This is a genomic window from Caballeronia sp. ATUFL_F1_KS39 (assembly GCF_023630985.1).
In the GTDB taxonomy this organism is placed as follows: domain Bacteria; phylum Pseudomonadota; class Gammaproteobacteria; order Burkholderiales; family Burkholderiaceae; genus Caballeronia; species Caballeronia zhejiangensis.
Genome location: NZ_JALQDZ010000001.1, coordinates 266,979 through 288,402, shown reverse-complemented (window position 1 = coordinate 288,402; position 21,424 = coordinate 266,979). Strand labels below are relative to the sequence as shown.

The window sequence follows — 21,424 nt, the reverse complement described above, 5'->3', positions numbered from 1 at the left end:
TTGCCGCCGGCAGCAGCGCTTCGCGCGACGCCCGGCGTTTTCCGTCTATCCCACTACCGCGCGCACGATCAGCAACAACACGACGATGAACAGCACCGCCCCGATGATGCCCGCCGCGATCAGATGCAGCGGATTCAACTGCGCGGCGTCGCTCTCCAGGTCGGCCCGGCGGCGCACGCCGAAAAACGACCAGCACACCGCCTTGATGAGCTTGAAGAAACCGCCCTTTTTCGGCGTATCCGCGCTCATGGCCGTCACGAGCCCTTCGCCACCGACTTCGGCGTGTTCAGCTCGAAGAACGTGTACGACAGCGTGATCGTCTTCACATCCTTCGGCAGCTTCGGATCGACGACGAACACGACCGGCATGCGCTTGGTCTCGTTCGGCGCGAGCGTCTGCTGCGTGAAACAGAAGCATTCGATCTTCTTGAAATACTCGGTGGCCTGCTTCGGCGCATAGCTCGGAATCGCCTGCGCGTTCACCGTGCGATTCTGTTCGTTGGTCACGTCGTACATGACCGTCATCACTTCGCCGGGATGGATGTCCAGCGAGTTCTGCTCCGGCTTGAACTTCAGCGGGCCGCGCGCGTTCGCATCGAATTCGATCGAGATCGAGCGGCTCATGTCCACTTGCGTGTTCTTCGCCTCGCGCGCGCCGACGTCCTTCTGCACGAGGTTGTTGATGCCGGTGATCTGGCAGATCGCGCGGTACATCGGCACGAGTGCAAAGCCGAAGCCGAACATCAGCGCGGCGACGACGAAGAGCTTGACCAGCATCGACCGGTTGAACGACCGGTCGACATGCGAATTTTCCTGCTGAGTGGACACGTTGCTTTCCTACCCTCGCGACAACAGGTATTGCCTGACGACGATACCCAGAAAGAAGACGGCGGCAACCAACACCATGATGATTCCGAGCCGCTTGTTACCCGCGCGTATTTCCTCGGGCGTGCGTCTTTTTTGTGGATTCGGGGCCATGCTTTCTCTTGCTTGCCGGCTGCAAGACTTCCGTGGCGGAAGCCTTGCAAACCTCGATGCTATTTATTCGACCGTCGGCGGATTTTCAAATGTATGGAACGGCGCCGGGCTCGGCACGGTCCATTCGAGGCCTTCCGCGCCATCCCACGGCTTGTCGGATGCCTTCTCCAGCTCGCCGCCGCCACGATACGTCGGCAGCGCGACCGCGAACAGGAAGTACACCTGTGCGAGGCCGAAGCCGAATGCGCCGATCGTCGCGACCTGGTTGAAGTCCGTGAACTGCGCCGGGTAGTCCGCATAACGGCGCGGCATGCCGGCGAGACCCAGGAAGTGCATCGGGAAGAACGTGATGTTGAAGAAGATCATCGACGCCCAGAAGTGGATCTTCCCGCGCATCTCGTTGTACATCCAGCCGGTCCACTTCGGCGCCCAGTAGTACCAGCCTGCGAACAACGCGAAGAGCGAACCCGCCACCAGCACGTAGTGGAAGTGCGCCACGACGTAATAGGTGCCGTGCATCTGGATGTCGAGCGGCGCCATCGACAGGATCAGGCCCGTGAAGCCGCCCATCGTGAACACAAACAGGAAGCCGATCGCGAACAGCATCGGGGTTTCGAACGACAGCGCGCCGCGCCACATCGTCGCCACCCAGTTGAACACCTTCACGCCCGTCGGGACCGCGATCAGCATCGTCGCGTACATGAAGAAGAGCTGGCCCGTCACCGGCATGCCGGTCGCGAACATGTGGTGCGCCCACACCATGAACGACAGGATCGCGATCGATGCCGTCGCGTACACCATCGAGCTATAGCCGAACAGCGGCTTGCGCGAGAACGCCGGAATCACCTGCGACACGATCCCGAACGCCGGCAAGATCATGATGTACACCTCGGGGTGACCGAAGAACCAGAAGATGTGCTGGTACATCACCGGATCGCCGCCGCCCGCCGCGTTGAAGAACGACGTGCCGAAGTGACGGTCGAACAGCACCATCGTGATCGCGCCCGCCAGGACCGGCATCACGGCGATCAGCAGGTACGCGGTGATGAGCCACGTCCACGCGAACATCGGCATCTTCATGAGCGTCATGCCCGGCGCGCGCATGTTCAAAATCGTCACGACGATGTTGATGCCGCCCATGATCGACGACGCGCCCATGATGTGGACCGCGAAAATCGCGAAGTCCATGCCGGGGCCCATTTGCGTGGAGAGCGGCGCGTACAGCGTCCAGCCCGCGGCGGTTGCGCCGCCCGGCACGAAGAACGAGCCGACGAGCAGCACCGCGGCGGCCGGCAGCAGCCAGAAGCTGAAGTTGTTCATCCGCGCGAACGCCATGTCCGATGCGCCGATCTGCAGCGGCACCATCCAGTTCGCGAAACCGACGAACGCCGGCATGATCGCGCCGAACACCATGATGAGGCCGTGCATGGTGGTCAGCTGATTGAAGAACTCGGGACGCATGATCTGCAGGCCCGGCTCGAACAGCTCGGCACGGATGCCGAGCGCCATCACGCCTCCGGAGAGGAACATGATGAAGGAGAACAACAGGTACAGCGTACCGATGTCCTTGTGGTTGGTAGCGAAGAGCCACCGGCGCCAGCCATGCGGCGTCTCGTGCGCATGGTCGTGCGCGTGGTCGTGACCTGCGCCTACATCGTGTCCGATGCTAGACATGACAATCATCTCCTAAAGCGAATACTCGGGGCACTTGGCAATGACGCGTGGGACTTTCCGTTGCCGTCCGGCGAAGGAAAGCGCCACGCTCGGCACGTCAAGCAGCCGGACTGATTTCCACGCGACGGGCTTCCTTGTTATCGGCGCCGCCCGTGATGGTTTCCGGTTTCTTCAACACGATGCGGTCTTCCGACACGCCCGCTGCCTTCAGCGCGTCGCGCACGGCTTGCGCGCGGCGCTTGGCGAGATCGGCGTTCTGGTCGGCGTTGCCGGTCGCATCGGTGAATCCCGACAACGCGATCTTCGCGTCCGGATGCGCCTTTGCGTAGGCCGCCGCGGCGTCCACCGCACTCTTCGCGTCGGCGGGCAGCGAATCCTTGCCCGTCTCGAAATAGATGCTGGCGGGCAGACCGGCGGCTTGCGACGCCTGCGCACCCGATGCAGCCGGCGCGCTCGCTTCGGCCGCCGCGGGCGCGGCACTCGCCGCTTCCGGCGCCGATGCCGCCGCCGCATTGCCGCCGCCTTCGGGCATCTTGCCCGCCTTGGCATCGATGACCTGCTTCGGTTGCAGCAGATCGCCGGTGTGGTTGCTCCAGCTATTACGCTCGAACGTGACGACCGACGCGATCTCGACGTCGTTCAACACACCTTGCCACGGCGGCATCGCGGCCTTGCCGTGCAGCACGATATTCAGATGCTCGGCGATGGAACCGTTCGCGATCTTCGAGCCGTCGAGCGCCGGGAACTGGCCCGCGCCCTTGCCGGTCGGCTGGTGGCAGACCGCGCAGTTCGACGTGTAAACCTGCTGGCCGCGCGCCATCAGTTCGTCCTTCGTGTACGTCTTGAGCGGATCGTCCTGGCCGGCGGCCATCTTCTTCTTTTGCCCATCGACCCACTTTGCGTAGTCATCGGCCGACAGCACTTCGACGACCACCGGCATGTACGCGTGCTCCTTGCCGCACAGTTCCGTACAGAATCCGCGATACGTGCCCACCTTCTCGGCCTTGAACCAGGTGTCGCGCACGAAGCCCGGAATCGCATCCTGCTTCACGCCGAATGCCGGGACGTACCACGAGTGAACGACATCGTTCGCCGTCGTGATGATGCGGATCTTCTTGTCGACCGGCACGACGAGCGGGTTGTCGACTTCCTGCAGATACAGCGTCGAGATCGGCTTCTGACCGTTCACTTCGCTGCGCGGCGTGGAGAGCGTCGAGAGGAAGCTGATGCCTTCGCCCGGACCCTTCACGTAGTCGTAGCCCCACTTCCACTGATAGCCCGTGACCTTGACGGTGAGATCGGCGTTGGACGTGTCCTTCATCGCGACGACGGCCTTGGTTGCCGGCAGCGCCATCAGAATGACGATGATGAACGGCACGATCGTCCAGATGATTTCGACCGTGGTGCTTTCGTGGAAGTTGGCCGGCTTGAAGCCTTTCGACTTGCGATGCTTGAAGAGCGAATAGAACATCACCCCGAACACGCCGATGAAGATGACGGTGCAGATGATGAGCATGAAGATATGGAGGCCGTAGAGCTCCTCGGCGATCTTCGTCACAGGCTGCTGGAAGTTGATCTCGTTGACAGCGGGACCGCCTGGACTGTTTTCGACCGCCAGGGCTGCACCGGCGGAAAGCAGTGCGCCTGCCGCCAGCACGCCCGAGAGGGCTCGCTTGATTGTTTTCATAGCATCCTTACCCAAATTTTCCATTCAAACCCTCGACCCCCGTGGCATCGCACCCGCCGGCTCCTCTCATAGACGTCTCAGCGACGCCTGTAACTCGGCAGCAAATTGTTTGCGACGATGCTGTGCAAGGTGTTGTCCGATTTTCACCGATTGACCGCGCGATACGATCGTGAGCGGCTCTCTCGGCGTCGCGCCCGCTTCGACCCGCACCCAACGCGGATTGAACTCGAACTGCGTCAGCTCTTCGGCGTTCATCTGTTCGATCAACAACCGGTTTTGATACAGCCGGATCCGTTCGTAGTCGACCGCATGGCGCGCGTAGATCAGAAACGCGATGCCCACGACCGCCAACTCGATTCCGGTGAACGGCAGCACCAGCCAGGCGCCGTTCAGAAACAGCGGCGTTGCGATTGCCAGCGAAAACAGCGCAAGCGACACATAGAAGCCCACGAACTGACGCGGCGAGACCGAGCAGTTTCGCTTCATCAGCCAGTCCTTGATGACCGGCTCGGACTCCGTCAGCGTCTGGCTGGCTTGCATCGCTGCCTCCATCAATCCGCACGCAATCACACACATTTGCTCGGATTTCGCCCAAATTTGTGTCGGTCCGGGCGACAAACTGACGCATTATAGGCGTCTTGGGTGGCATCCACAAGCAAGGGTCGTAACCTCGCAAAGCCAAGCGCCACAAGCTTCTGCGCCTTTTTGACGCACCTTTTTGCGCGCTTTTCTTGCGCAAATTTCAGACATAACAACTGTGCTCTTTACCGATTCAGCGTTTCGGTCTCGAGCCTCGTCCAATGTCTTCAAGACGGACGATGCCGTGCCCGTCCGCTGTCGTGCGCGGCACCGCCTTCCACGCATGCCCGTAGATCACTTCGAAGGTCAGCGGGATCGTGCCGTCGTCGCGGCGCAGCGCTTCGAGCGCCTGATGCACCGCGCCGCGCACGGCCTTGGCGTCCGCATGGCCTTCGTCGAACGCGCGCTCGAACGGATACGCGCCCCAGCGCGTCACGTCCGCGAACAGCGATTCAGGCGATTTGTACGTGATCGTCAGCACTTCCTGATCCATCACCGGAATTTCGAAGCCGCTTTCGACGAGCATGTCGCCGAGATCGTGCATGTCGACGAAATCGATCGTATGCGCTTGCGGCGCGAGCCCGAGCGTCCGCTCCGCTTCGCGATACGCGGCGCGAAGCTCGCGCAGCGTATCGGGGCCGAACGTGCTGAACATCAGCAAGCCGTTCACCTTGAGCACGCGCTGCCATTCGGGAAAAACGAGGTCGGGCCGCGCATGCCAGTGCAGCGCGAGATTCGACCACAATAGTTCGAACGCGCCCGATGCGAACGGCAGCGCGGAAAAATCCGCCTGCGCGAGTTGCGGGCCGCGTGCGCCGAACGCCTTGGCGAGCGTCGAAGGAAGAAAGCGGCGCCATCCCGCGCCGTTGTCCGCGTCCGTGGCTTCGGCGGCGCGCGCGCGCGAGAGCATCGCGGACGAGATGTCGATGCCGGTCACCGACGCCTCTGCAAAGCGTTTCCGCAAACCGGCCAGGTCCGCCCCGGCGCCGCACGCCGCATCGAGGACGCGCATCGGCGCAACCTTGATGTATTCGAGCCGCTCGCGCATGCGCTCCGCGATCTCGCGTGGCAGGAACGCGACCTCGTCGAAGGCGGCGGCGCGACCGTCGAAGATCGCGCGCAAACGGCGCGGATCATAGGCCGGACGGCTAGTTTTAGGGGATGTCGGGGACATGTCGATCTTTTTGCGGAGAGTGCGAAGTATACTCGGTCGTCTCGAAAACGACCCATGCGAAGTGCTGATACGAGGCATAAACGCTTCGTGAGGCGCAATGAATGCGCGTGTTTAGCGCATCGAGCCGCGATTTTTCCGATTCAGCAGTCATGAAAGCCGACAGCATTCGCCTTCCCTTCCGGACGCCCGTCACGGCACGCGCTCGCGGATTCGCGTCGGCGGCAAAACGGCTCGTCGCGTGCGCGCTGCCGAGCCAGTGCGCGTTATGCGGCAATTTGTCGCAAGCACTGCTGTGCGATGGTTGCGACGCGCAGTACTGGAACGAGCCGCGCTTGCGCTGTGCGACGTGCGCGCTGCCGTTGGCGGCATCCGCGATGCGACGCGAGCGCGAAGACCTGCGCGTGCACTGCGCCGCGTGCCTCGAAGCGCCGCCCGCGTTCAACGACACGCTCGCGCTCGCCGACTATCGCGCGCCCCTCGACACGCTCGCCGTCGAGTTGAAGTTTCGTGCGCGGCTCGCCGCGGGCGAGGCATTCGCGCGGCATCTGCATGCGCGTTTCGAGGACAGCGATCTGCCCGCGCCGGATGTGATCGTGCCGATGCCTCTCTCGCGCGAACGGCTCATCGCGCGTGGCTACAACCAGGCGTGGGCCATCGCGCGTCCGCTCGCACGCATGATGCGCGTGCCCGCCCACGCATCGATGATCGCGCGGGTCCGGCATACGTCGGCGCAATCGCGGCTCGATCGGGAAACGCGCCGCCGCAATGTCGCGAGCGCGTTCGCCGTCTCGGGCGATGTGCGCGGCACGCATGTCGGCGTCGTCGACGATGTGATGACATCGGGCGCGACGCTCGACGCGCTTGCTCGCACGCTGAAGCTCGCCGGCGCGCGGCGTGTCAGCAATTTCGTGGCGCTGCGCACGCCTAAAGATTAATCACCTTTATTAGAAGCAATCCATGTTCAACGTCGTACTCGTCGAACCTGAAATCCCGCCGAACACCGGCAACGTGATCCGCCTGTGCGCGAACACGGGCGCGCGTCTGCATCTGATCGAGCCGCTCGGCTTTCCGCTCGACGACGCGAAGATGCGCCGCGCCGGCCTCGACTATCACGAGTACGCCGAAATGAACGTGCATGCGGACTGGGATGCCTTCATCGCGAAGGAAACACCCGACGCCACGCGCATGTTCGCGTTCACGACGCGCGGCTCGACGCCGTTCTTCGATCACGCGTTCAGGCCGGGCGACTGGTTCGTGTTCGGCGCGGAGACGCGCGGCCTCGCGCCCGAACTGCTGGCGCACTTTGCGACGGAACAGCGCGTGCGCCTGCCGATGCGGCCGGGTAATCGCAGCCTGAATTTGTCGAATACGGTGGCGATCGTGACGTTCGAGGCGTGGCGTCAGGCGGGATTCGAAGGCGGCGCTTGAGCCTTTGCCGCTTCGAGTTCGGCTCGATAGAGCGCGAGCATGTCGTCCTGAAAGCATGCAAAGACGACACGCTGAACGGCGGGCGTGGAAGGCAAGGTGTCGATGACCGTGCGCACCGCGATCTTCACGGCTTCATCGTGAGGAAAGTGATAGATGCCGCAACTGATGGCCGGGAACGCAATCGACTCGCAGCCCGCTTCCTGAGCGAGTTCGAGCGAGCGCCGGTAACAGCTCGCGAGCAATTCGGGCTCGTTCTTCTTGCCGCCGCTCCAGCGCGGCCCGACCGCATGAATGACGTGCTTCGCGGGAAGATCGTAGCCGCGCGTGATTTTCGCGTCGCCGGTTTCGCAGCCGCCGAGCGTCTCGCACTCGCGCAGCAGGCCTTTGCCGGCCTTGCGATGAATCGCCCCGTCGACTCCGCCGCCGCCGAGCAGCGATTTGTTCGCCGCGTTGACGATGGCATCGACTTCGAGCGTGGTGATATCGACTTTCAGCGCTTCGAGCTTGGGCCTACGCACACACGCCTCCGATTACTCTGCTTTTGCGTCCCGACTGAGCAGCGCCTGCACGGCATCGCGCGGCGTCACGTTATCGAAGAGCACGCGGCATACCGCCTGCGTGATCGGCATCTCGATTCCGCGCGAATGCGCGAGCCCGAGCACGGCGCGCGCGCATCGCACGCCTTCCGCGACATGGCCGAGCGCCGCGAGAATCTCCTCGAGCGTGCGTCCGCTGGCGAGTTGCATGCCGACAGTGCGATTGCGCGACAGATCGCCCGTCGCGGTGAGGATGAGATCGCCGAGGCCGGTTAGCCCGGTGAAAGTCTCCGCGCGGCCGCCGAGCGCGACGCCTAAGCGCGACATCTCCGCGAGCCCGCGCGTGATGAGCGCGGCGCGGGCGTTCAGGCCGAGACCGAGGCCGTCGGAAATGCCCGTCGCGATTGCGAGCACGTTTTTCACCGCGCCGCCGACTTCGACGCCGATGACATCGTCGCCGGTATAAATACGCATCGCGCCATGATGGAACGCCGCGACGGTGCGCGCGCCCAGTTCCGCCGATGCGCTCGCGACCGTCAGCGCGACCGGCAAGCCTTGTCCCACTTCGCGCGCGAAGCTCGGTCCGGACAGCGTTCCGTTGCTGCGATGCTCGGGCAATTCGGCCGCGACGACCTCGTTGGGCAGACACTGCGTATCCGCCTCGAAGCCTTTGCACAGCCAGACGATATGCGCCGGTACGACGCCGGCGTCGCGCATCGAACGGCACAGCGCGCGCAGGCCCGCGACCGGCGTCGCGACGACGCACAGCGCGTCATCCGCCGATGCATGCGCGAGCGCCGCGGCGAAATCGGTCTCGAATGCGAGCGCGTGCGGCAGCGTCACGCCTTCGAGATAGCGCGTGTTTTCGTGCGTGCGGGAAAGTGATTCGATGAGCGCGGAGTCGCGCGCCCAGAGCTTCGTGTCGTGCCGGGTCGCGAGGTGGCCCGCGAGCGCGGTGCCCCATGCGCCGGCGCCGAGAACGGCTACTTTCATGCTCGGCTCCGGTCCGGCAGAGTCAGGTCAGTGCGTCGCGCCGTTCGCCGCGCCTTCCTGGGCGCTCGCGAGTTGGGCGATACGCTGCTCGTACAGCGCCTGGAAGTTGATCTCCGCGAGGTGGATCGGCGGGAAACCGGCGCGCGTGATCGCGTCGGCGATGTTCGAGCGCAGGTACGGGAACAGAATGGTCGGGCACGCGATGCCGACGAGCGGATCGATCTGCTCCGCCGGAATGTTGCGGATGTCGAAGATGCCTGCCTGCTTGGCTTCGATCAGGAATGCGACCTTGTCGGTGACTTTCGCCGTGACCGTGCCCGTGACCAGCACTTCGAAGACGCTTTCCGCGAGGCGGTCGGCCTTCACGTCGACTTCGACTTCGACCGACGGCATTTCCTGTTCGAGGAAGATAGCCGGCGAATTCGGCTGCTCCAGCGACATGTCCTTCAAATAGATGCGCTGGATGTTGAAAAACGGCTGGTTGTTCTCGTCAGACATTTTGATTTCCTAGGTAATCCGGTATGCGGCGCGCGTTCGTGTCGAATCGCGCGCCGCGAGTATGCATGTGTCAGGCCGATTCGAGCAGCGGCACGAGGCCGCCCTTTCGATCGAGCGCGGACAGATCGTCGTAGCCGCCGACGTGCGTCTCGCCGATGTACACCTGCGGCACGGTCCGCCGTCCGGTGCGCGTCATCATTTCCTCGCGCCGGCCCGGCTCGCGATCGATCAGGATCTTCTCGATCGTTTCGACGCCGCGGGACTTTAAAAGACGTTCGGCCATCTGGCAATACGGGCACACGACCGTGCTGTACATCACCACTTTTTTCACTTGACTGCTCCTTGTTTCACCACCGGCATGCCGGCTTTTTGCCAGGCGTCCACTCCGCCTTGCAAAACGTGGACCTCGGCGTAACCCGCCTCGGACACGGTGCGGCTCGCACGCTGCGATTCTTGACCGGTTTGGCAAACGAGCACGACCGGATTGCTCTTATTCTTCGCGATCTGGCCGATTTTTGCTTGAAGCTCCGTGGCTTCGATTTTTCGTGCAGACGGCAGATGTCCCTTCGCGAATTCCGCGGCGGGCCGCAAATCGACGACCACGGCGTTGCGCCGGTTGATGAGCGTCGTGGCTTCGGCGGCCGAAATGCCGCCGCGCCCGCGCCGCGTGACGGCGGGCCAAAGGAGCAGCGCGCCGGAAACCAGCGCGATGACGATAAGTGCAATATTCGTGTAATCAGTGAAAAACTTCACGTCGAGGGCCGCCGAAATTTAGTAGGAAAGGAAGAAAGGGAAATGGGCGCAATCGGGGCATTATAAAATAACCGTTTCCCGCGATGGCCTCTGCCGTCCGGCCGATGGCGACACCCCGCCCGTTCGGGCAGCATGACGGGGTGCGATCGGCGCACCGCTTTTCCAACTGACCGACCGAAATCATGTACAAGCTAGTGCTCATCCGCCACGGCGAATCGACGTGGAACAAGGAAAACCGCTTCACCGGCTGGGTCGACGTCGACCTGACCGAGCAGGGCAACCGTGAGGCGCGCCAGGCAGGCGTGCTGCTGAAGGAGGCGGGCTACCAGTTCGACATCGCGTATACGTCGGTGTTGAAGCGCGCCATCCGCACGCTGTGGCACGTCCAGGACGAGATGGATCAGATGTATATACCGGTTGTGCATTCGTGGCGCCTGAACGAACGCCACTACGGCGCGCTCGCGGGCCTGAACAAAGCAGAAACCGCGAAGAAGTACGGCGACGATCAGGTGCTCGTCTGGCGCCGCAGCTACGACACGCCGCCGCCCGCGCTCGAACCGGGCGACGAGCGTGCGTCGTACAACGATCCGCGTTACGCGAAGGTGCCGCGCGAACAGTTGCCGCTCACCGAATGCCTGAAAGACACGGTCGCGCGCGTCCTGCCGATCTGGAACGAATCGATCGCACCCGCCATCAAGTCCGGCAAACAGGTCGTGATTTCGGCGCACGGCAACTCGATCCGCGCGCTGGTCAAGTATCTGGACAACATCTCCGATCAGGACATCGTCGGGCTGAACATCCCGAACGGCGTGCCGCTCGTGTACGAACTCGATGAAAACCTGAAGCCCATCCAGCACTACTATCTGGGCGATCCGGAAGCCATCGCGGCCGCGCAGGCCGCTGTCGCCAAGCAAGGCAAAGCGGGCTGATTCCGGCTGTCCGGCAGGTGTTTGGCCTGACGAGGGCGCCATAACGGGCGCCCTCGCCGCGTTCATGGCGCCCGGCTGACGAACCGCGAGCGGCATCGACAGGATCGCGTCGAAACGTGCGCGAGCCATCGCTTCAACGGATGAAAGCCTCAGGCATTTAAGTTGCGTTTAAGTCGCCAATCAAGGCGAGCGGGTATACTGGCCCGTCACCAACGATGCAGCCCATCCGATTCCGACCGCACTCTCTATGCGAAAGAACCTGAAAAACTTCGGCCTGGTAGCCGTTGGCGTTGCTGCCGGCGCACTCGCCACCCTGCAGATCTCCGCATCCGCACAGCAAGCTGCTTCCTCGCCTCTGCCGCTCGAACAATTGCGGCTTTTCGCCGAAGTTTTCGGTCAGATCAAGCACGAATACGTCGAACCGGTCGACGACAAGAAGCTCCTCACCGCCGCCATCAAGGGCATGGTGTCGAGCCTCGACCCGCACTCGTCCTATCTCGACAAGACCGATTACGAAGAGCTGCAGGAACAGACCAAGGGCCGATTCGCGGGCCTCGGCATCGAGATTTCTTCGGAAGACGGCCTCATCAAGGTCATTTCGCCGATCGAAGACACGCCAGCGTTTCGCGCCGGCATTCGTCCGGGCGACCTCATCACGCGCATCAACGACAAGCCGGTGCGCGGCATGACGCTGGATAAAGCCGTGAAGCAGATGCGCGGCGAGCCGGGCACGAAGGTCACGCTCACGATCTTCCGCAAGAGCGACGACCGCACGTTCCCGCTCACCGTGACGCGCGCCGTGATCCGCGTGCAGTCGGTGAAGATGAAGGTGCCGGAGCCGGGCTACGGCTACATCCGCATCACGAGCTTCCAGGAGCGCACGGTGCCGGATCTCGCGTCGAAGCTGCAGGATCTCGCGCGCCAGCAACCGAATCTGAAGGGCCTCGTGCTCGATCTGCGCAACAACGGCGGCGGCTTGCTGCAAAGCGCGGTCGGCGTCGCGGGCGCGTTCCTGCCGGATAACGCGGTCGTCGTGTCGACCAACGGCCAGATCGCGGATGCGAAGCAGACTTTCCGCGACACCTACGACAACTATCGCCTGCCGTCCTTCGATTCCGATCCGCTGAAGAGCGTGCCGGAAATCTTCAAGAAGGTGCCGATGGTCGTGCTGACCAACGCGTATTCGGCGTCGGCCTCCGAGATCGTCGCGGGTGCGCTGCAGGATCATCATCGCGCGCTGATCGTCGGCAAGACCACGTTCGGCAAGGGCTCGGTGCAGACCGTGCGTCCGATGACCGCCGACAGCGCCCTGCGCCTGACGACGGCCTATTACTACACGCCGAGCGGCAAGTCGATCCAGAATCAGGGCGTGCGCCCCGACGTGCCGGTCGATCAATACGCGGACGGCGATCCGGACGACGCGCTCGTCACGCGCGAAGTCGATTACTCGAACCACCTCGCGAACACGCAGGATCCGAACGAGAAGAAGGAACAGGAGCAGCGCGAGGCGGATCGTCTGGAGCAACTGCGCATTCTCGAAGAGCAGAACGACAAGAAGACGCCCGAGCAGCGCCGCAAGGACCGCGAGCGCAAGCCGGTCGAGTTCGGCAGCGCGGACGACTTCATGCTCCAGCAAGGTCTGAACAAGCTGGAAGGCAAGCAGGTCGTGGAGTCCAAGTCGTACAGCGAACGCAAGCTCGCGCAGAACAAGCCGGCACGTTCGGCGTCCGCTCCGGTGGTTGCACCGCCTGCGCTGCCGGCCACGCCGGGTTCCGCGCCGGCGTCGGGCGCGCAGCCGGCATCGGCGCCTACCGCGCAGCAGTCGAAGTAACTTTTCCGTAGTCCCCGCAAAGGCTTCGCAGCGTAACGTTGCGAAGCCTTTCTTCTTTTCGCGCTTAGAATGCTTCGTTCGAGCAAGCCGATTCTTTCCGCGATGAACGACGACCAACTCCTTCGCTATTCCCGCCACATCCTCGTCGATGAAATCGGCATCGAGGCGCAGCAGCGCTTTCTCGACGCGCACGCCGTCATCATCGGCGCGGGCGGACTCGGCGCGCCCGCGGCGATGTATCTCGCGGCGTCAGGTGTCGGAAAAATCACGCTCGTCGATGCCGATACTGTCGATCTCACGAATCTCCAGCGGCAGATCGTGCACATGACGCGATCGGTCGGAGCGCCCAAGGTGGAATCGGCACGCGAGACGTTGAGCGCGCTGAATCCGGACATCGACGTCATCGCGGTGAACGCGCGCGCCGACGCCGCGTGGCTCGACATCAACATGCCCGGTAAAACCGTGGTGCTCGATTGCAGTGACAACTTCGCGACGCGTCACGCGATCAACGCGGCCTGCGTCACGCATCGCGTGCCGCTCGTGTCGGGCGCGGCGCTGCGTTTCGACGGGCAGATCAGCACCTTCGACTTCCGCGCACCCGATTCGCCCTGCTACGCGTGCGTGTTCCCGCCGGATCAGCCGTTCGAGGAAGTCGCGTGTTCGACGATGGGCGTGTTCGCGCCGACGGTCGGCATCATCGGTGCGATGCAGGCGGCGGAGGCGCTGCGCGTGATCGGCGGTTTCGGCGAGACGCTCGCGGGCCGGCTGATGATGCTCGACTCGCTGCGCATGGAATGGAACACGATGCGAATCGCGCGGCAGCCGGATTGCGCTGTCTGCGGGCACACCGGAAACCGCGAAGCAGCGCGCTAAATCGGTCGCGTCTTACGCCGTCGACCGGACGGTCCGCTTAAGCTCATCGATTCTTCAATCGCAGGGCGGATCGTTCTTTGAGCGCCATCACTTCGCCGGCGAGCGCGCAACGCGGGCTCACGCAAAGCGCGTTCGCGCGGCCGTCGCTTCCGCGAATCACCCGCACACGGAGTTCCGCACGCCGTATCGCGTGATCAATTTCCACGCATGCATTGGTTGCTTCAACGACACGACGTGCGACTTCGACAACCGCGATTTTCTGTGGTGTCCGCGCAGGCGCGGCAAGCCAAGCCGCTTTCAATGCACTTCGGCGATCTCACCCGAGCAGGTCATCGCTCGGGTGGATCGACTGATTGCGGATCACGGCTTGGCCTAGACCTTCTGCAACGCCGTGAGCGCGGCCTGCAATTCAGCGGGTTCGTAGGCCGCAAGCACATCCGCGACCGGCTTTTCCAGCGCCTTCAGGTTCGAGCGCAGAATTTCCTGCTTCACGATCAGCAACTGGCTCGGATGCATCGAAAACTCGGTGAGCCCGAGGCCGAGCAACAGGCGCGTGACGGCGGGATCGCCCGCCATTTCCCCGCACACCGACACCGGCACGCCCGCGCGCTTCGCCTCGCGCAACGTGAACGCGATCAGGTTCAGCACCGCCGGATGCAGCGGATCGTAAAGATGCGCGACGCTGTTATCGGCGCGATCGATCGCGAGCGTGTACTGGATCAGATCGTTCGTGCCGATCGACAGAAAATCGAGCCGGCTCAGGAACAGCCGCACGGCGATGGCCGCCGCCGGAATCTCGATCATCGCGCCGACCTGAACCTGACGGTCGTACGCCACGCCTTCGTCGTCGAGTTGACGCTTCGCCTCGCGGATCAGATCGAGCGTCTGGTCGATTTCCTGTGCGTGCGCGAGCATCGGAATGAGAATCTTGGTCGGCCCGAACGCCGACGCCCGCAGAATGGCGCGCAACTGCGTGATGAACATCTGCGGCTCGGACAGGCTCCAGCGGATCGCGCGCAAGCCCAGCGCGGGATTCGGCGCGGTTTCGTAGCCATCGCTTCCGGTCATGGAATCGAGCGGCTTGTCCGCGCCGACATCGATCGTGCGGATCGTCACCGGCTTGCCGTTCATCAACTCGACGGCGCGCTTGTATGCCTCGAACTGCTCCTCTTCCTCCGGCAACTGGTCCTTGTGATTCATGAAGAGGAATTCGGTGCGGAACAGGCCGACGCCCATCGCGCCCGCTTCGACGGCGACTTGCGCGTCTTCCGGCAACTCGATGTTCGCGCACAGTTCGATCTTCGTACCGCAGAGCGTCTGCGTCGGCGAGAACTTCAGGCGCTGGAGCTTGCGCTGTTCCAGCAGTTTCTCGCTCTGACGATACGAATACTCTTCGAGAACGATCGGCGCCGGATCGACGATCACGATGCCATGATCGCCGTCGACGATGATGAGATCGTTCTGGCGGATCAGCACGCTCGCCTGCTGCACGCCGACGGACGCCGGAATGCCGAGACTGCGCGCGACGATCGCCGTATGCGAGGTGCGGCCGCCGAGGTCGGTGACGAAGCCCTTGAACGCCTGCGTCTTGAACTGAAGCATGTCCGCCGGCGCGATATCGTGGGCGACGACGATCATTTCGTTGTGCCCGTTGCTGGCGGCCGTATGCACGACGAGCGACGCGGCCGTCGGCGCGCCGGCCAACGCTTTCAAAAGACGCTCGACGACCTGCTCGACATCCGCCTTGCGTTCGCGCAGATATTCGTCTTCGATCTCGTCGAAATAACCGCCGAGGATTTCCAGTTGCTCGGTGAGCGCCCACTCGACGTTGTAGCGGCGCGTGCGAATCAGGTCGATGGTTTCCTGCACGAGCATGGCGTCGTTCAGGATCATCGTATGGACGTTGATGAACGCGCCCATTTCGCTCGGCGCATCGGCGGAAAGGTCTTCGCGCAGCGCTTCGAGTTCGGCGAGGACGGCCGCCTGCGCCGCGTGGAATCGGGCGATTTCCGCGTCGATCTGATCCGGCTCGATCAGATAGTGGTCTACGTCGAGCGCCGCCGGCGCGATCAGATACGCGCGCCCAATGGCGATGCCGCGCGAGACGGGAATTCCATGCAGCGTGAAGGACACGCGCCCTCCTCTAGTTCTTTGAATGTCGCGGTCTGCCAGGCGCCCCCTCGACGGGCACAAACCGCGCGTCCATTATATGTTCGATCGTGCTCACAAGTCCCTGAACACCCGGTGACGACAGGGCCGGAACGGTTGCACGACGTTACGCGAAAGCGTGATGCGGATACGAAAAAGCCGCGTCGATGCGCGGCTTTTCACTGACGGACACTGCGGCGAAACGCTTACTGCCCTTCTCCGAATTTATCGGCGATGAGCGCGAGAATGGCTTGCATCGCTTCGGCTTCGTCCGCGCCTTCGGTTTCGATCGTCACCGTGCTGCCGATGCCCGCCGCCAGCATCATCACGCCCATGATGCTTTTCGCGTTGATCCGGCGCCCGTTGCGGCTCATCCAGATCTCGCATTGAAAATTGCCCGCCAGTTGTGTGAGCTTGGCCGAAGCGCGTGCGTGGAGCCCCAGCTTGTTCACGATTGTTGTTTCTTGTTGCAGCATGATGCTCCGAAGCGCTAGATGGATGAAATGAGCGGCGTCAGTGGCTGGCGGCCTTCGCGCTGATGAGATCGGCGCTCGCCGAGCATGCCGGATCGGGCGAGCCGGCGGCCTTCGTCGCGAGGGCGCAGGGGTTGAGCGGCGTAGACGAATCCAGTTCCTGGATGCCCTTCGAGCCGCCCTGAAGAATCTTTTCGGCGAGCGTGTCGAGCGGCGTCGCGCGGTAGCAGACGGCGCGCACGAGCATCGGCAGATTGCAGCCGGCGAGCACGCGCACATCGGTGTCGTGCAGGCTCGCCGCGATGTTCGCGGGCGTCGCGCCGAACACGTCGGTGAGCACGATCGCGCCGTTTTCTTCTTTCAGGCGATCGATTTCGGAGCGCGCGAACGCGCGAACTTCGACCGGATCGCAGTCGGGCATCACGTCGATGACGCCGATGCGCGCCGGCAAGCCACCGTAAATATGTGCGATGCACTCGCGTAGCGCGGTGGCGAAAGGTGCGTGCGCGATGATCAGAATGCCAGCCATGTCAGGAAATTGCCTCAGCGACAAATCAACGACGAAAAATCGGACAAATACGTCGGAGTTCGCTCGAAAGCGCGCGAGCGGCGCGGAACACAACTCTAAAGTGGATGCCGTTACAACGAAATCAACCGCCTTCCAGCTTCATTACCCCAAGCCTGCGCGTCGATGCTTAAGCGAACTTTAAGCGCACTTTTAGACGCGATCGCGCCCCAGAAACGCGGGCGCGGGAAAGTCAATTCTAACAGTCCCGCCGAGGTGAGTTTGGCGCGCTGTCCGCGCGCGTTTCGTTGGCCGGCAGACTCAGTGCGCCGCGCGCTCGAGCGCGTCGATAAACATGCCCGCAACGTCGAAGCCGGTCTGATCCATGATTTCGCGAAAGCACGTCGGACTCGTGACGTTGACTTCGGTGAGATAGTCGCCGATCGCATCCAGCCCGGCGAGCAGCAGGCCGCGCGCCTGCAGCACCGGCCCGAGCGTCTCGGCGATTTCGCGATCGCGCGCCGACAGCGGCTGCGCGCGCCCGAGCCCGCCCGCCGCAAGATTGCCGCGCACTTCGCTGCCCTGCGGAACGCGCGCCAGCGAATACGGCACCGGCTGACCGCCGATGACGAGAATGCGCTTGTCGCCATCCTTGATTTCGGGGATGAACTTCTGCGCCATCACCGTGCGCGCGCCGTCCTCGGACAACATCTCGACGATCGAGCCGAGATTCATCCCGTCCGCCTTCACGCGGAACACGCCCATGCCGCCCATGCCGTCGAGCGGCTTCAGGATCACGTCGCCGTGCTCGGCGTGGAAAGCGCGCAGGCGCGCGGCATCGCGCGTGACGAGCGTCGGCGTGACGAACTGCGGCCATTCCGCGATGGCGAGCTTCTCGGAATGATCGCGGATCGCCTGCGGCTTGTTGAAGATGCGCGCGCCGTTGCGCTCGGCGATCTCCAGCAGCCACGTCGCGTTCACGTATTCCAGATCGAACGGCGGATCCTTGCGCATCAGCACGGCGTCGAAATGCGTGAGCGGCAGATGCTCGGCCTGCTCGGCGGCATACCACGGCCAGCGGTCACTGTTGGCCTCGTCGCCGACGATCGCGATGCGCCGCGCGCTCGCCTCGACCTTCGTTCCGGTCCACGCGAGATGCTGCGGCTCGCACGCGTAGAGCACGTGGCCGCGCCGCGCGGCTTCGGCCATCATCGCGTAGGTCGTGTCCTTGTAGATCTTGAAGCGATCGAGCGGGTCGGCGATAAAGAGGATGTTCATGACGATTTGCTAGTTCGGTGCGCGGCCTGCGAGCTTACCGCAAGCCGCGAACTCACACCTGAATGGCTTCAGGATCGGTCTTTTCGAGCTCGACCGATGCCGCCAGCAGCGCCAGCCGCGCCACCACGCCGTACATGTAGAAGCGGTTCGGCGGCGCGGCGCCGGGCTTCGCGTGCGTGTCGGGCAACGCCGTGTGCTCGAAGCCGAGCGGCACGAAATGCATGCCCGGCGCGTTGAGGTTCTGATCGCGCTCGCGCGAATCGTGCACGCGGTAAAACCCGCCGACGACATACCGGTCGATCATGTACACGACCGGCTCCGCGACCGCATTTTCCACGCGCTCGAACGTATGCACGCCTTCCTGCACGATCACGTCGTGAACTTGCAGGCCTTCCTTGGCGTCGTTCATCTTCGTGCGTTCGCGCTTGGTCAGCGCGGCGACTTCGCTCGCGTCGTGGACGGTCATCACGCCCTTTCCGTACGTGCCGGCATCCGCCTTGATGACGACATACGGACGCTCGCTGATGCCGTACTCGCGATACTTCTTCGCGATCTTCTTGAGCACGCCGTCGATGGCTTCCGCGAGCGCTTGTTCGCCCGTGCGCGCTTCGTAATCGACGCCTTCCACATGCGCGAAGTACGGATTCACCATCCACGGATCGATCTCGACGAGCTTCGAGAACTTCTTAGCGACGTCGTCATAGCAGGAGAAATGGGTCGACTTGCGGCGCACCGCCCAGCCGGCGTGCAGCGGCGGCAGCAGATACTGCTCGTGCAGATTTTCCAGCACGGGCGGAATGCCGGCCGAAAGATCGTTGTTGAGCAGGATCGAGCAGGGATCGAAGTTCTTCAGGCCGAGGCGCCGCGGCGTGCGTTCGAGCGGCTCCAGCACGATTTTCTGGCCATCGGCGAGCGCGATGGTCACAGGACCGTGGATATTCTCGTCCAGCGTGCCGAAGCGGATGTTGAGCCCCGCTTGCCGCATGATGAGCGCGAGGCGCGCGACGTTCTCGAGATAGAACGCGTTGCGCGTATGGCGCTCGGGAATGACGAGCAGATTCTTCGCGTCCGGGCAGATTTTTTCGATGGACGCCATCGCTGCCTGCACCGCGAGCGGCAACACTTCCTGCGGCAGATTGTTGAAACCGCCGGGAAAGAGATTGGTGTCGACGGGCGCGAGCTTGAACCCCGCGTTGCGCAGATCGACGGAACAGTAGAACGGCGGCGTGTGCTCCTGCCATTCGAGCCGGAACCAGCGCTCGATGGCGGGCATGGCCTCGAGGATTTTCCGCTCGAGATCGAGCAGCGGGCCACTTAACGCCGTAACAAGGTGCGGAACCATGTATTACTCGCGGAAGAAGACAAAAGATTGTAGAGCAATTGCTTTGCCTAAATGGGTATCAACCGCCAATTGACAAGGTTTTGCGGCCCGCGCCGCGCCGCTTCCACGCACTTTTCCGCCTGTCGCTTCAATAGGTTTGGCCGCCGCCTTCGACGAAACCCGGACGGAAATGGCGCACCAAAAAAAATGCCCGCCATAAGGCGGGCGAAGTCGCTGCGCTCGTTCCTTGCTCGCAGCCTACGCGCTCTCGCGGCGCGCCGGTTGCGGCGTAAGACTTACTCGACGTGCTCGCCGTGCAGCGTGACGTCGAGACCTTCGCGTTCCTGTTCTTCCGTGACGCGCAGGCCCATGGTCATGTCGATGATCTTCAGCAAAACGAAGCTGACGACGCCGCTGTAGACGAGCGTGACGAGCACGCCCTTCGCCTGCACGAGCACGCTGCCGTCGAAGCCGCCGATGTCCTTCACCGCGAACACGCCCGTCAGCAGCGCGCCGATGATCCCGCCCACGCCGTGCACGCCGAACGCGTCGAGCGAGTCGTCGTAGTTGAACTTGTGCTTGAGCCACGTCGCCGACCAGAAGCAGACCACGCCCGCGACAATGCCGATCACGATCGCGCCCGTCACGCCGACGAAACCCGACGCCGGCGTCACGGCCACCAGACCCGCAACCGCGCCCGAGATGATGCCGAGCACCGACGGCTTGCCCTTCGTGATCCACTCCGCGAACATCCAGCCGAATGCGGCGAACGCGGTGGCGATCTGCGTCGTGAGCATCGCGAAACCGGCACGGCCGTCAGCCGCCACTGCCGAACCCGCGTTGAAGCCGAACCAGCCCACCCACAGCATCGATGCGCCGATCAGCGAGAGCACGAGGTTGTGCGGCGCCATCACTTCGCGGCCATAGCCGACGCGCTTGCCGAGCACGAGACAGCACATCAGACCCGCGATACCGGCGTTGATGTGAACCACCGTGCCGCCCGCGAAGTCGAGCACGCCAGCCGATGCGAGCCAGCCGGTAGGTTCCCAGACCATGTGCGCGATCGGCGAGTAGACGATCAGCGACCACAGCGCCATGAACACGAGCATCGCCGAGAACTTCATGCGATCCGCGAACGCGCCGGTAATGAGCGCCGGGGTGATGATCGCGAACGTCAACTGGAATGCGAAATAGACCGACTCGGGGATCGTCACGGCCAGATGGCTGACGGTAAGCGTCGTCGCCTTGTCGCCCTTGATGTAGGCCATGCCGTGCAGGAACACGCGCGAGAAGCCGCCGAGGAACGAGCCGCCCGGCGTGAACGCGATGCTGTAGCCGACGACCGTCCAGAGGATCGTCACGAGACAGCAGATCGCGAAGCTCTGCATGACCGTCGCGAGCACGTTCTTCTTGCGGACCATGCCCGCGTAGAAGAGCGCGAGGCCGGGAATCGTCATGAACAGCACGAGCGCCACGGAAGTCAGCATCCACGCGGTGTCGCCGGAGCTGATCTTCGACGAATCGACCATGACCGGCTCGGTCGGTGCGGCCGGCGCGGCATCGGACGCGGCGGATGCGCCGGACGCGGCTTCTGCCGCCGATGCCGCCTGAGCCGACGACGCCATCGCCGTGTTGGCGCTTTCGGGCGCGCTTGCAGCGGGTGCCGAGGCTGCGGCCGGAGCGGACGCATCCTGAGCGAGAGCGGTGCCGACATTCGCGCCGATCAGCGCGCCCGCCACCAACAGTGACATCAAAAAGTTACGCATT

23 protein-coding genes are annotated in these 21,424 nt (G+C 63.3%); 5 read left to right on the top strand and 18 right to left on the bottom strand.

The features are described 5' to 3' along the window. Positions 1 to 45: 45 nt before the first annotated feature. From NCR93_RS01445 to NCR93_RS01415, 7 genes are all read right to left on the bottom strand, one after another. The gene (locus tag NCR93_RS01445) at positions 46 to 249 is read right to left on the bottom strand and encodes a DUF2970 domain-containing protein (protein WP_008351758.1); all 204 of its coding nucleotides are present in this window, start codon (positions 247 to 249) and stop codon (positions 46 to 48) included. Between the two features lie 5 nt (positions 250 to 254). Continuing rightward, a complete protein-coding gene (locus NCR93_RS01440; RefSeq protein WP_008351760.1) occupies positions 255 to 827 on the bottom strand; it encodes a cytochrome c oxidase assembly protein in 573 nt (190 codons plus the stop codon). Positions 828 to 836: 9 nt separating this feature from the next. Next, complete coding sequence (locus tag NCR93_RS01435; RefSeq protein ID WP_008351762.1) at positions 837 to 977, bottom strand: cytochrome oxidase small assembly protein; 141 nt, start codon at positions 975 to 977, stop codon at positions 837 to 839. 63 nt (positions 978 to 1,040) lie between these two features. Next, positions 1,041 to 2,651 carry a cytochrome c oxidase subunit I gene (gene ctaD / locus NCR93_RS01430; protein ID WP_008351764.1) on the bottom strand — a complete coding sequence of 537 codons (1,611 nt, stop codon included), beginning with the start codon at positions 2,649 to 2,651 and terminating at the stop codon, positions 1,041 to 1,043. 97 nt (positions 2,652 to 2,748) lie between these two features. Further along, positions 2,749 to 4,362 carry a cytochrome c oxidase subunit II gene (gene coxB, locus NCR93_RS01425; RefSeq protein ID WP_008351767.1) on the bottom strand — a complete coding sequence of 538 codons (1,614 nt, stop codon included), beginning with the start codon at positions 4,360 to 4,362 and terminating at the stop codon, positions 2,749 to 2,751. A 42-nt stretch (positions 4,363 to 4,404) separates the two neighbouring features. Further along, the gene (locus tag NCR93_RS01420; RefSeq protein WP_008351769.1) at positions 4,405 to 4,878 is read right to left on the bottom strand and encodes a DUF2244 domain-containing protein; all 474 of its coding nucleotides are present in this window, start codon (positions 4,876 to 4,878) and stop codon (positions 4,405 to 4,407) included. 232 nt (positions 4,879 to 5,110) lie between these two features. Then, positions 5,111 to 6,091 carry a methyltransferase domain-containing protein gene (locus tag NCR93_RS01415; protein WP_250519303.1) on the bottom strand — a complete coding sequence of 327 codons (981 nt, stop codon included), beginning with the start codon at positions 6,089 to 6,091 and terminating at the stop codon, positions 5,111 to 5,113. Between the two features lie 149 nt (positions 6,092 to 6,240). Between NCR93_RS01415 and NCR93_RS01410 the strand changes: the two genes are divergently transcribed. Continuing rightward, the gene (locus NCR93_RS01410; RefSeq protein WP_175979761.1) at positions 6,241 to 7,026 is read left to right on the top strand and encodes a ComF family protein; all 786 of its coding nucleotides are present in this window, start codon (positions 6,241 to 6,243) and stop codon (positions 7,024 to 7,026) included. 22 nt (positions 7,027 to 7,048) lie between these two features. After that, positions 7,049 to 7,519 (top strand): tRNA (uridine(34)/cytosine(34)/5-carboxymethylaminomethyluridine(34)-2'-O)-methyltransferase TrmL, encoded by a 471-nt coding sequence (trmL, locus tag NCR93_RS01405; RefSeq protein WP_008351775.1) that lies wholly within the window; start codon positions 7,049 to 7,051, stop codon positions 7,517 to 7,519. Here trmL and NCR93_RS01400 read toward each other — a convergent pair. The 5 genes from NCR93_RS01400 to NCR93_RS01380 form a co-directional block, all read right to left on the bottom strand. Beyond that, positions 7,492 to 8,037: an O-acetyl-ADP-ribose deacetylase gene (locus NCR93_RS01400; RefSeq protein ID WP_250532137.1), complete on the bottom strand. Its 546-nt coding sequence runs from the start codon at positions 8,035 to 8,037 to the stop codon at positions 7,492 to 7,494. The genes trmL and NCR93_RS01400 overlap by 28 nt on opposite strands. 12 nt (positions 8,038 to 8,049) lie before the next feature. Beyond that, positions 8,050 to 9,048 (bottom strand): NAD(P)H-dependent glycerol-3-phosphate dehydrogenase, encoded by a 999-nt coding sequence (locus NCR93_RS01395; protein WP_250519286.1) that lies wholly within the window; start codon positions 9,046 to 9,048, stop codon positions 8,050 to 8,052. A gap of 27 nt (positions 9,049 to 9,075) precedes the next feature. Then, entirely contained in the window at positions 9,076 to 9,546 is a 471-nt protein-coding gene (gene secB / locus NCR93_RS01390; RefSeq protein ID WP_008351779.1) for a protein-export chaperone SecB, read from the bottom strand. Positions 9,547 to 9,616: 70 nt separating this feature from the next. After that, the gene (gene grxC, locus NCR93_RS01385; protein WP_008351780.1) at positions 9,617 to 9,877 is read right to left on the bottom strand and encodes a glutaredoxin 3; all 261 of its coding nucleotides are present in this window, start codon (positions 9,875 to 9,877) and stop codon (positions 9,617 to 9,619) included. Beyond that, complete coding sequence (locus NCR93_RS01380; protein ID WP_250532136.1) at positions 9,874 to 10,299, bottom strand: rhodanese-like domain-containing protein; 426 nt, start codon at positions 10,297 to 10,299, stop codon at positions 9,874 to 9,876. Before NCR93_RS01380 ends, grxC begins: the two co-directional genes overlap by 4 nt. Positions 10,300 to 10,481: 182 nt before the next feature. On the opposite strand from NCR93_RS01380, the gene gpmA reads away from it, so the two are divergent. The 3 genes from gpmA (at position 10,482) to NCR93_RS01365 (ending at position 13,932) form a co-directional block, all read left to right on the top strand. Beyond that, entirely contained in the window at positions 10,482 to 11,228 is a 747-nt protein-coding gene (gene gpmA, locus NCR93_RS01375; RefSeq protein WP_008351782.1) for a 2,3-diphosphoglycerate-dependent phosphoglycerate mutase, read from the top strand. Between the two features lie 247 nt (positions 11,229 to 11,475). Beyond that, entirely contained in the window at positions 11,476 to 13,059 is a 1,584-nt protein-coding gene (locus NCR93_RS01370; RefSeq protein ID WP_008351783.1) for a S41 family peptidase, read from the top strand. A 102-nt stretch (positions 13,060 to 13,161) separates the two neighbouring features. Beyond that, entirely contained in the window at positions 13,162 to 13,932 is a 771-nt protein-coding gene (locus NCR93_RS01365) for a HesA/MoeB/ThiF family protein (RefSeq protein ID WP_250519285.1), read from the top strand. Positions 13,933 to 14,304: 372 nt separating this feature from the next. On the opposite strand, the gene ptsP is transcribed toward NCR93_RS01365, so the two are convergent. From ptsP to NCR93_RS01335, 6 genes are all read right to left on the bottom strand, one after another. Next, entirely contained in the window at positions 14,305 to 16,065 is a 1,761-nt protein-coding gene (gene ptsP / locus NCR93_RS01360) for a phosphoenolpyruvate--protein phosphotransferase (RefSeq protein ID WP_008351786.1), read from the bottom strand. A 221-nt stretch (positions 16,066 to 16,286) separates the two neighbouring features. Beyond that, the gene (locus NCR93_RS01355; protein ID WP_008351787.1) at positions 16,287 to 16,556 is read right to left on the bottom strand and encodes an HPr family phosphocarrier protein; all 270 of its coding nucleotides are present in this window, start codon (positions 16,554 to 16,556) and stop codon (positions 16,287 to 16,289) included. 37 nt (positions 16,557 to 16,593) lie between these two features. Continuing rightward, complete coding sequence (locus tag NCR93_RS01350; protein WP_008351788.1) at positions 16,594 to 17,082, bottom strand: PTS sugar transporter subunit IIA; 489 nt, start codon at positions 17,080 to 17,082, stop codon at positions 16,594 to 16,596. A gap of 297 nt (positions 17,083 to 17,379) precedes the next feature. Further along, entirely contained in the window at positions 17,380 to 18,336 is a 957-nt protein-coding gene (gshB, locus tag NCR93_RS01345) for a glutathione synthase (protein ID WP_008351790.1), read from the bottom strand. Between the two features lie 52 nt (positions 18,337 to 18,388). Next, a complete protein-coding gene (gene gshA / locus NCR93_RS01340; protein WP_033536547.1) occupies positions 18,389 to 19,678 on the bottom strand; it encodes a glutamate--cysteine ligase in 1,290 nt (429 codons plus the stop codon). A 275-nt stretch (positions 19,679 to 19,953) separates the two neighbouring features. Next, positions 19,954 to 21,423, bottom strand: coding sequence for an ammonium transporter (locus NCR93_RS01335; protein WP_008351793.1), 1,470 nt, complete (start codon positions 21,421 to 21,423; stop codon positions 19,954 to 19,956). Between the last annotated feature and the right edge of the window lies 1 nt (position 21,424).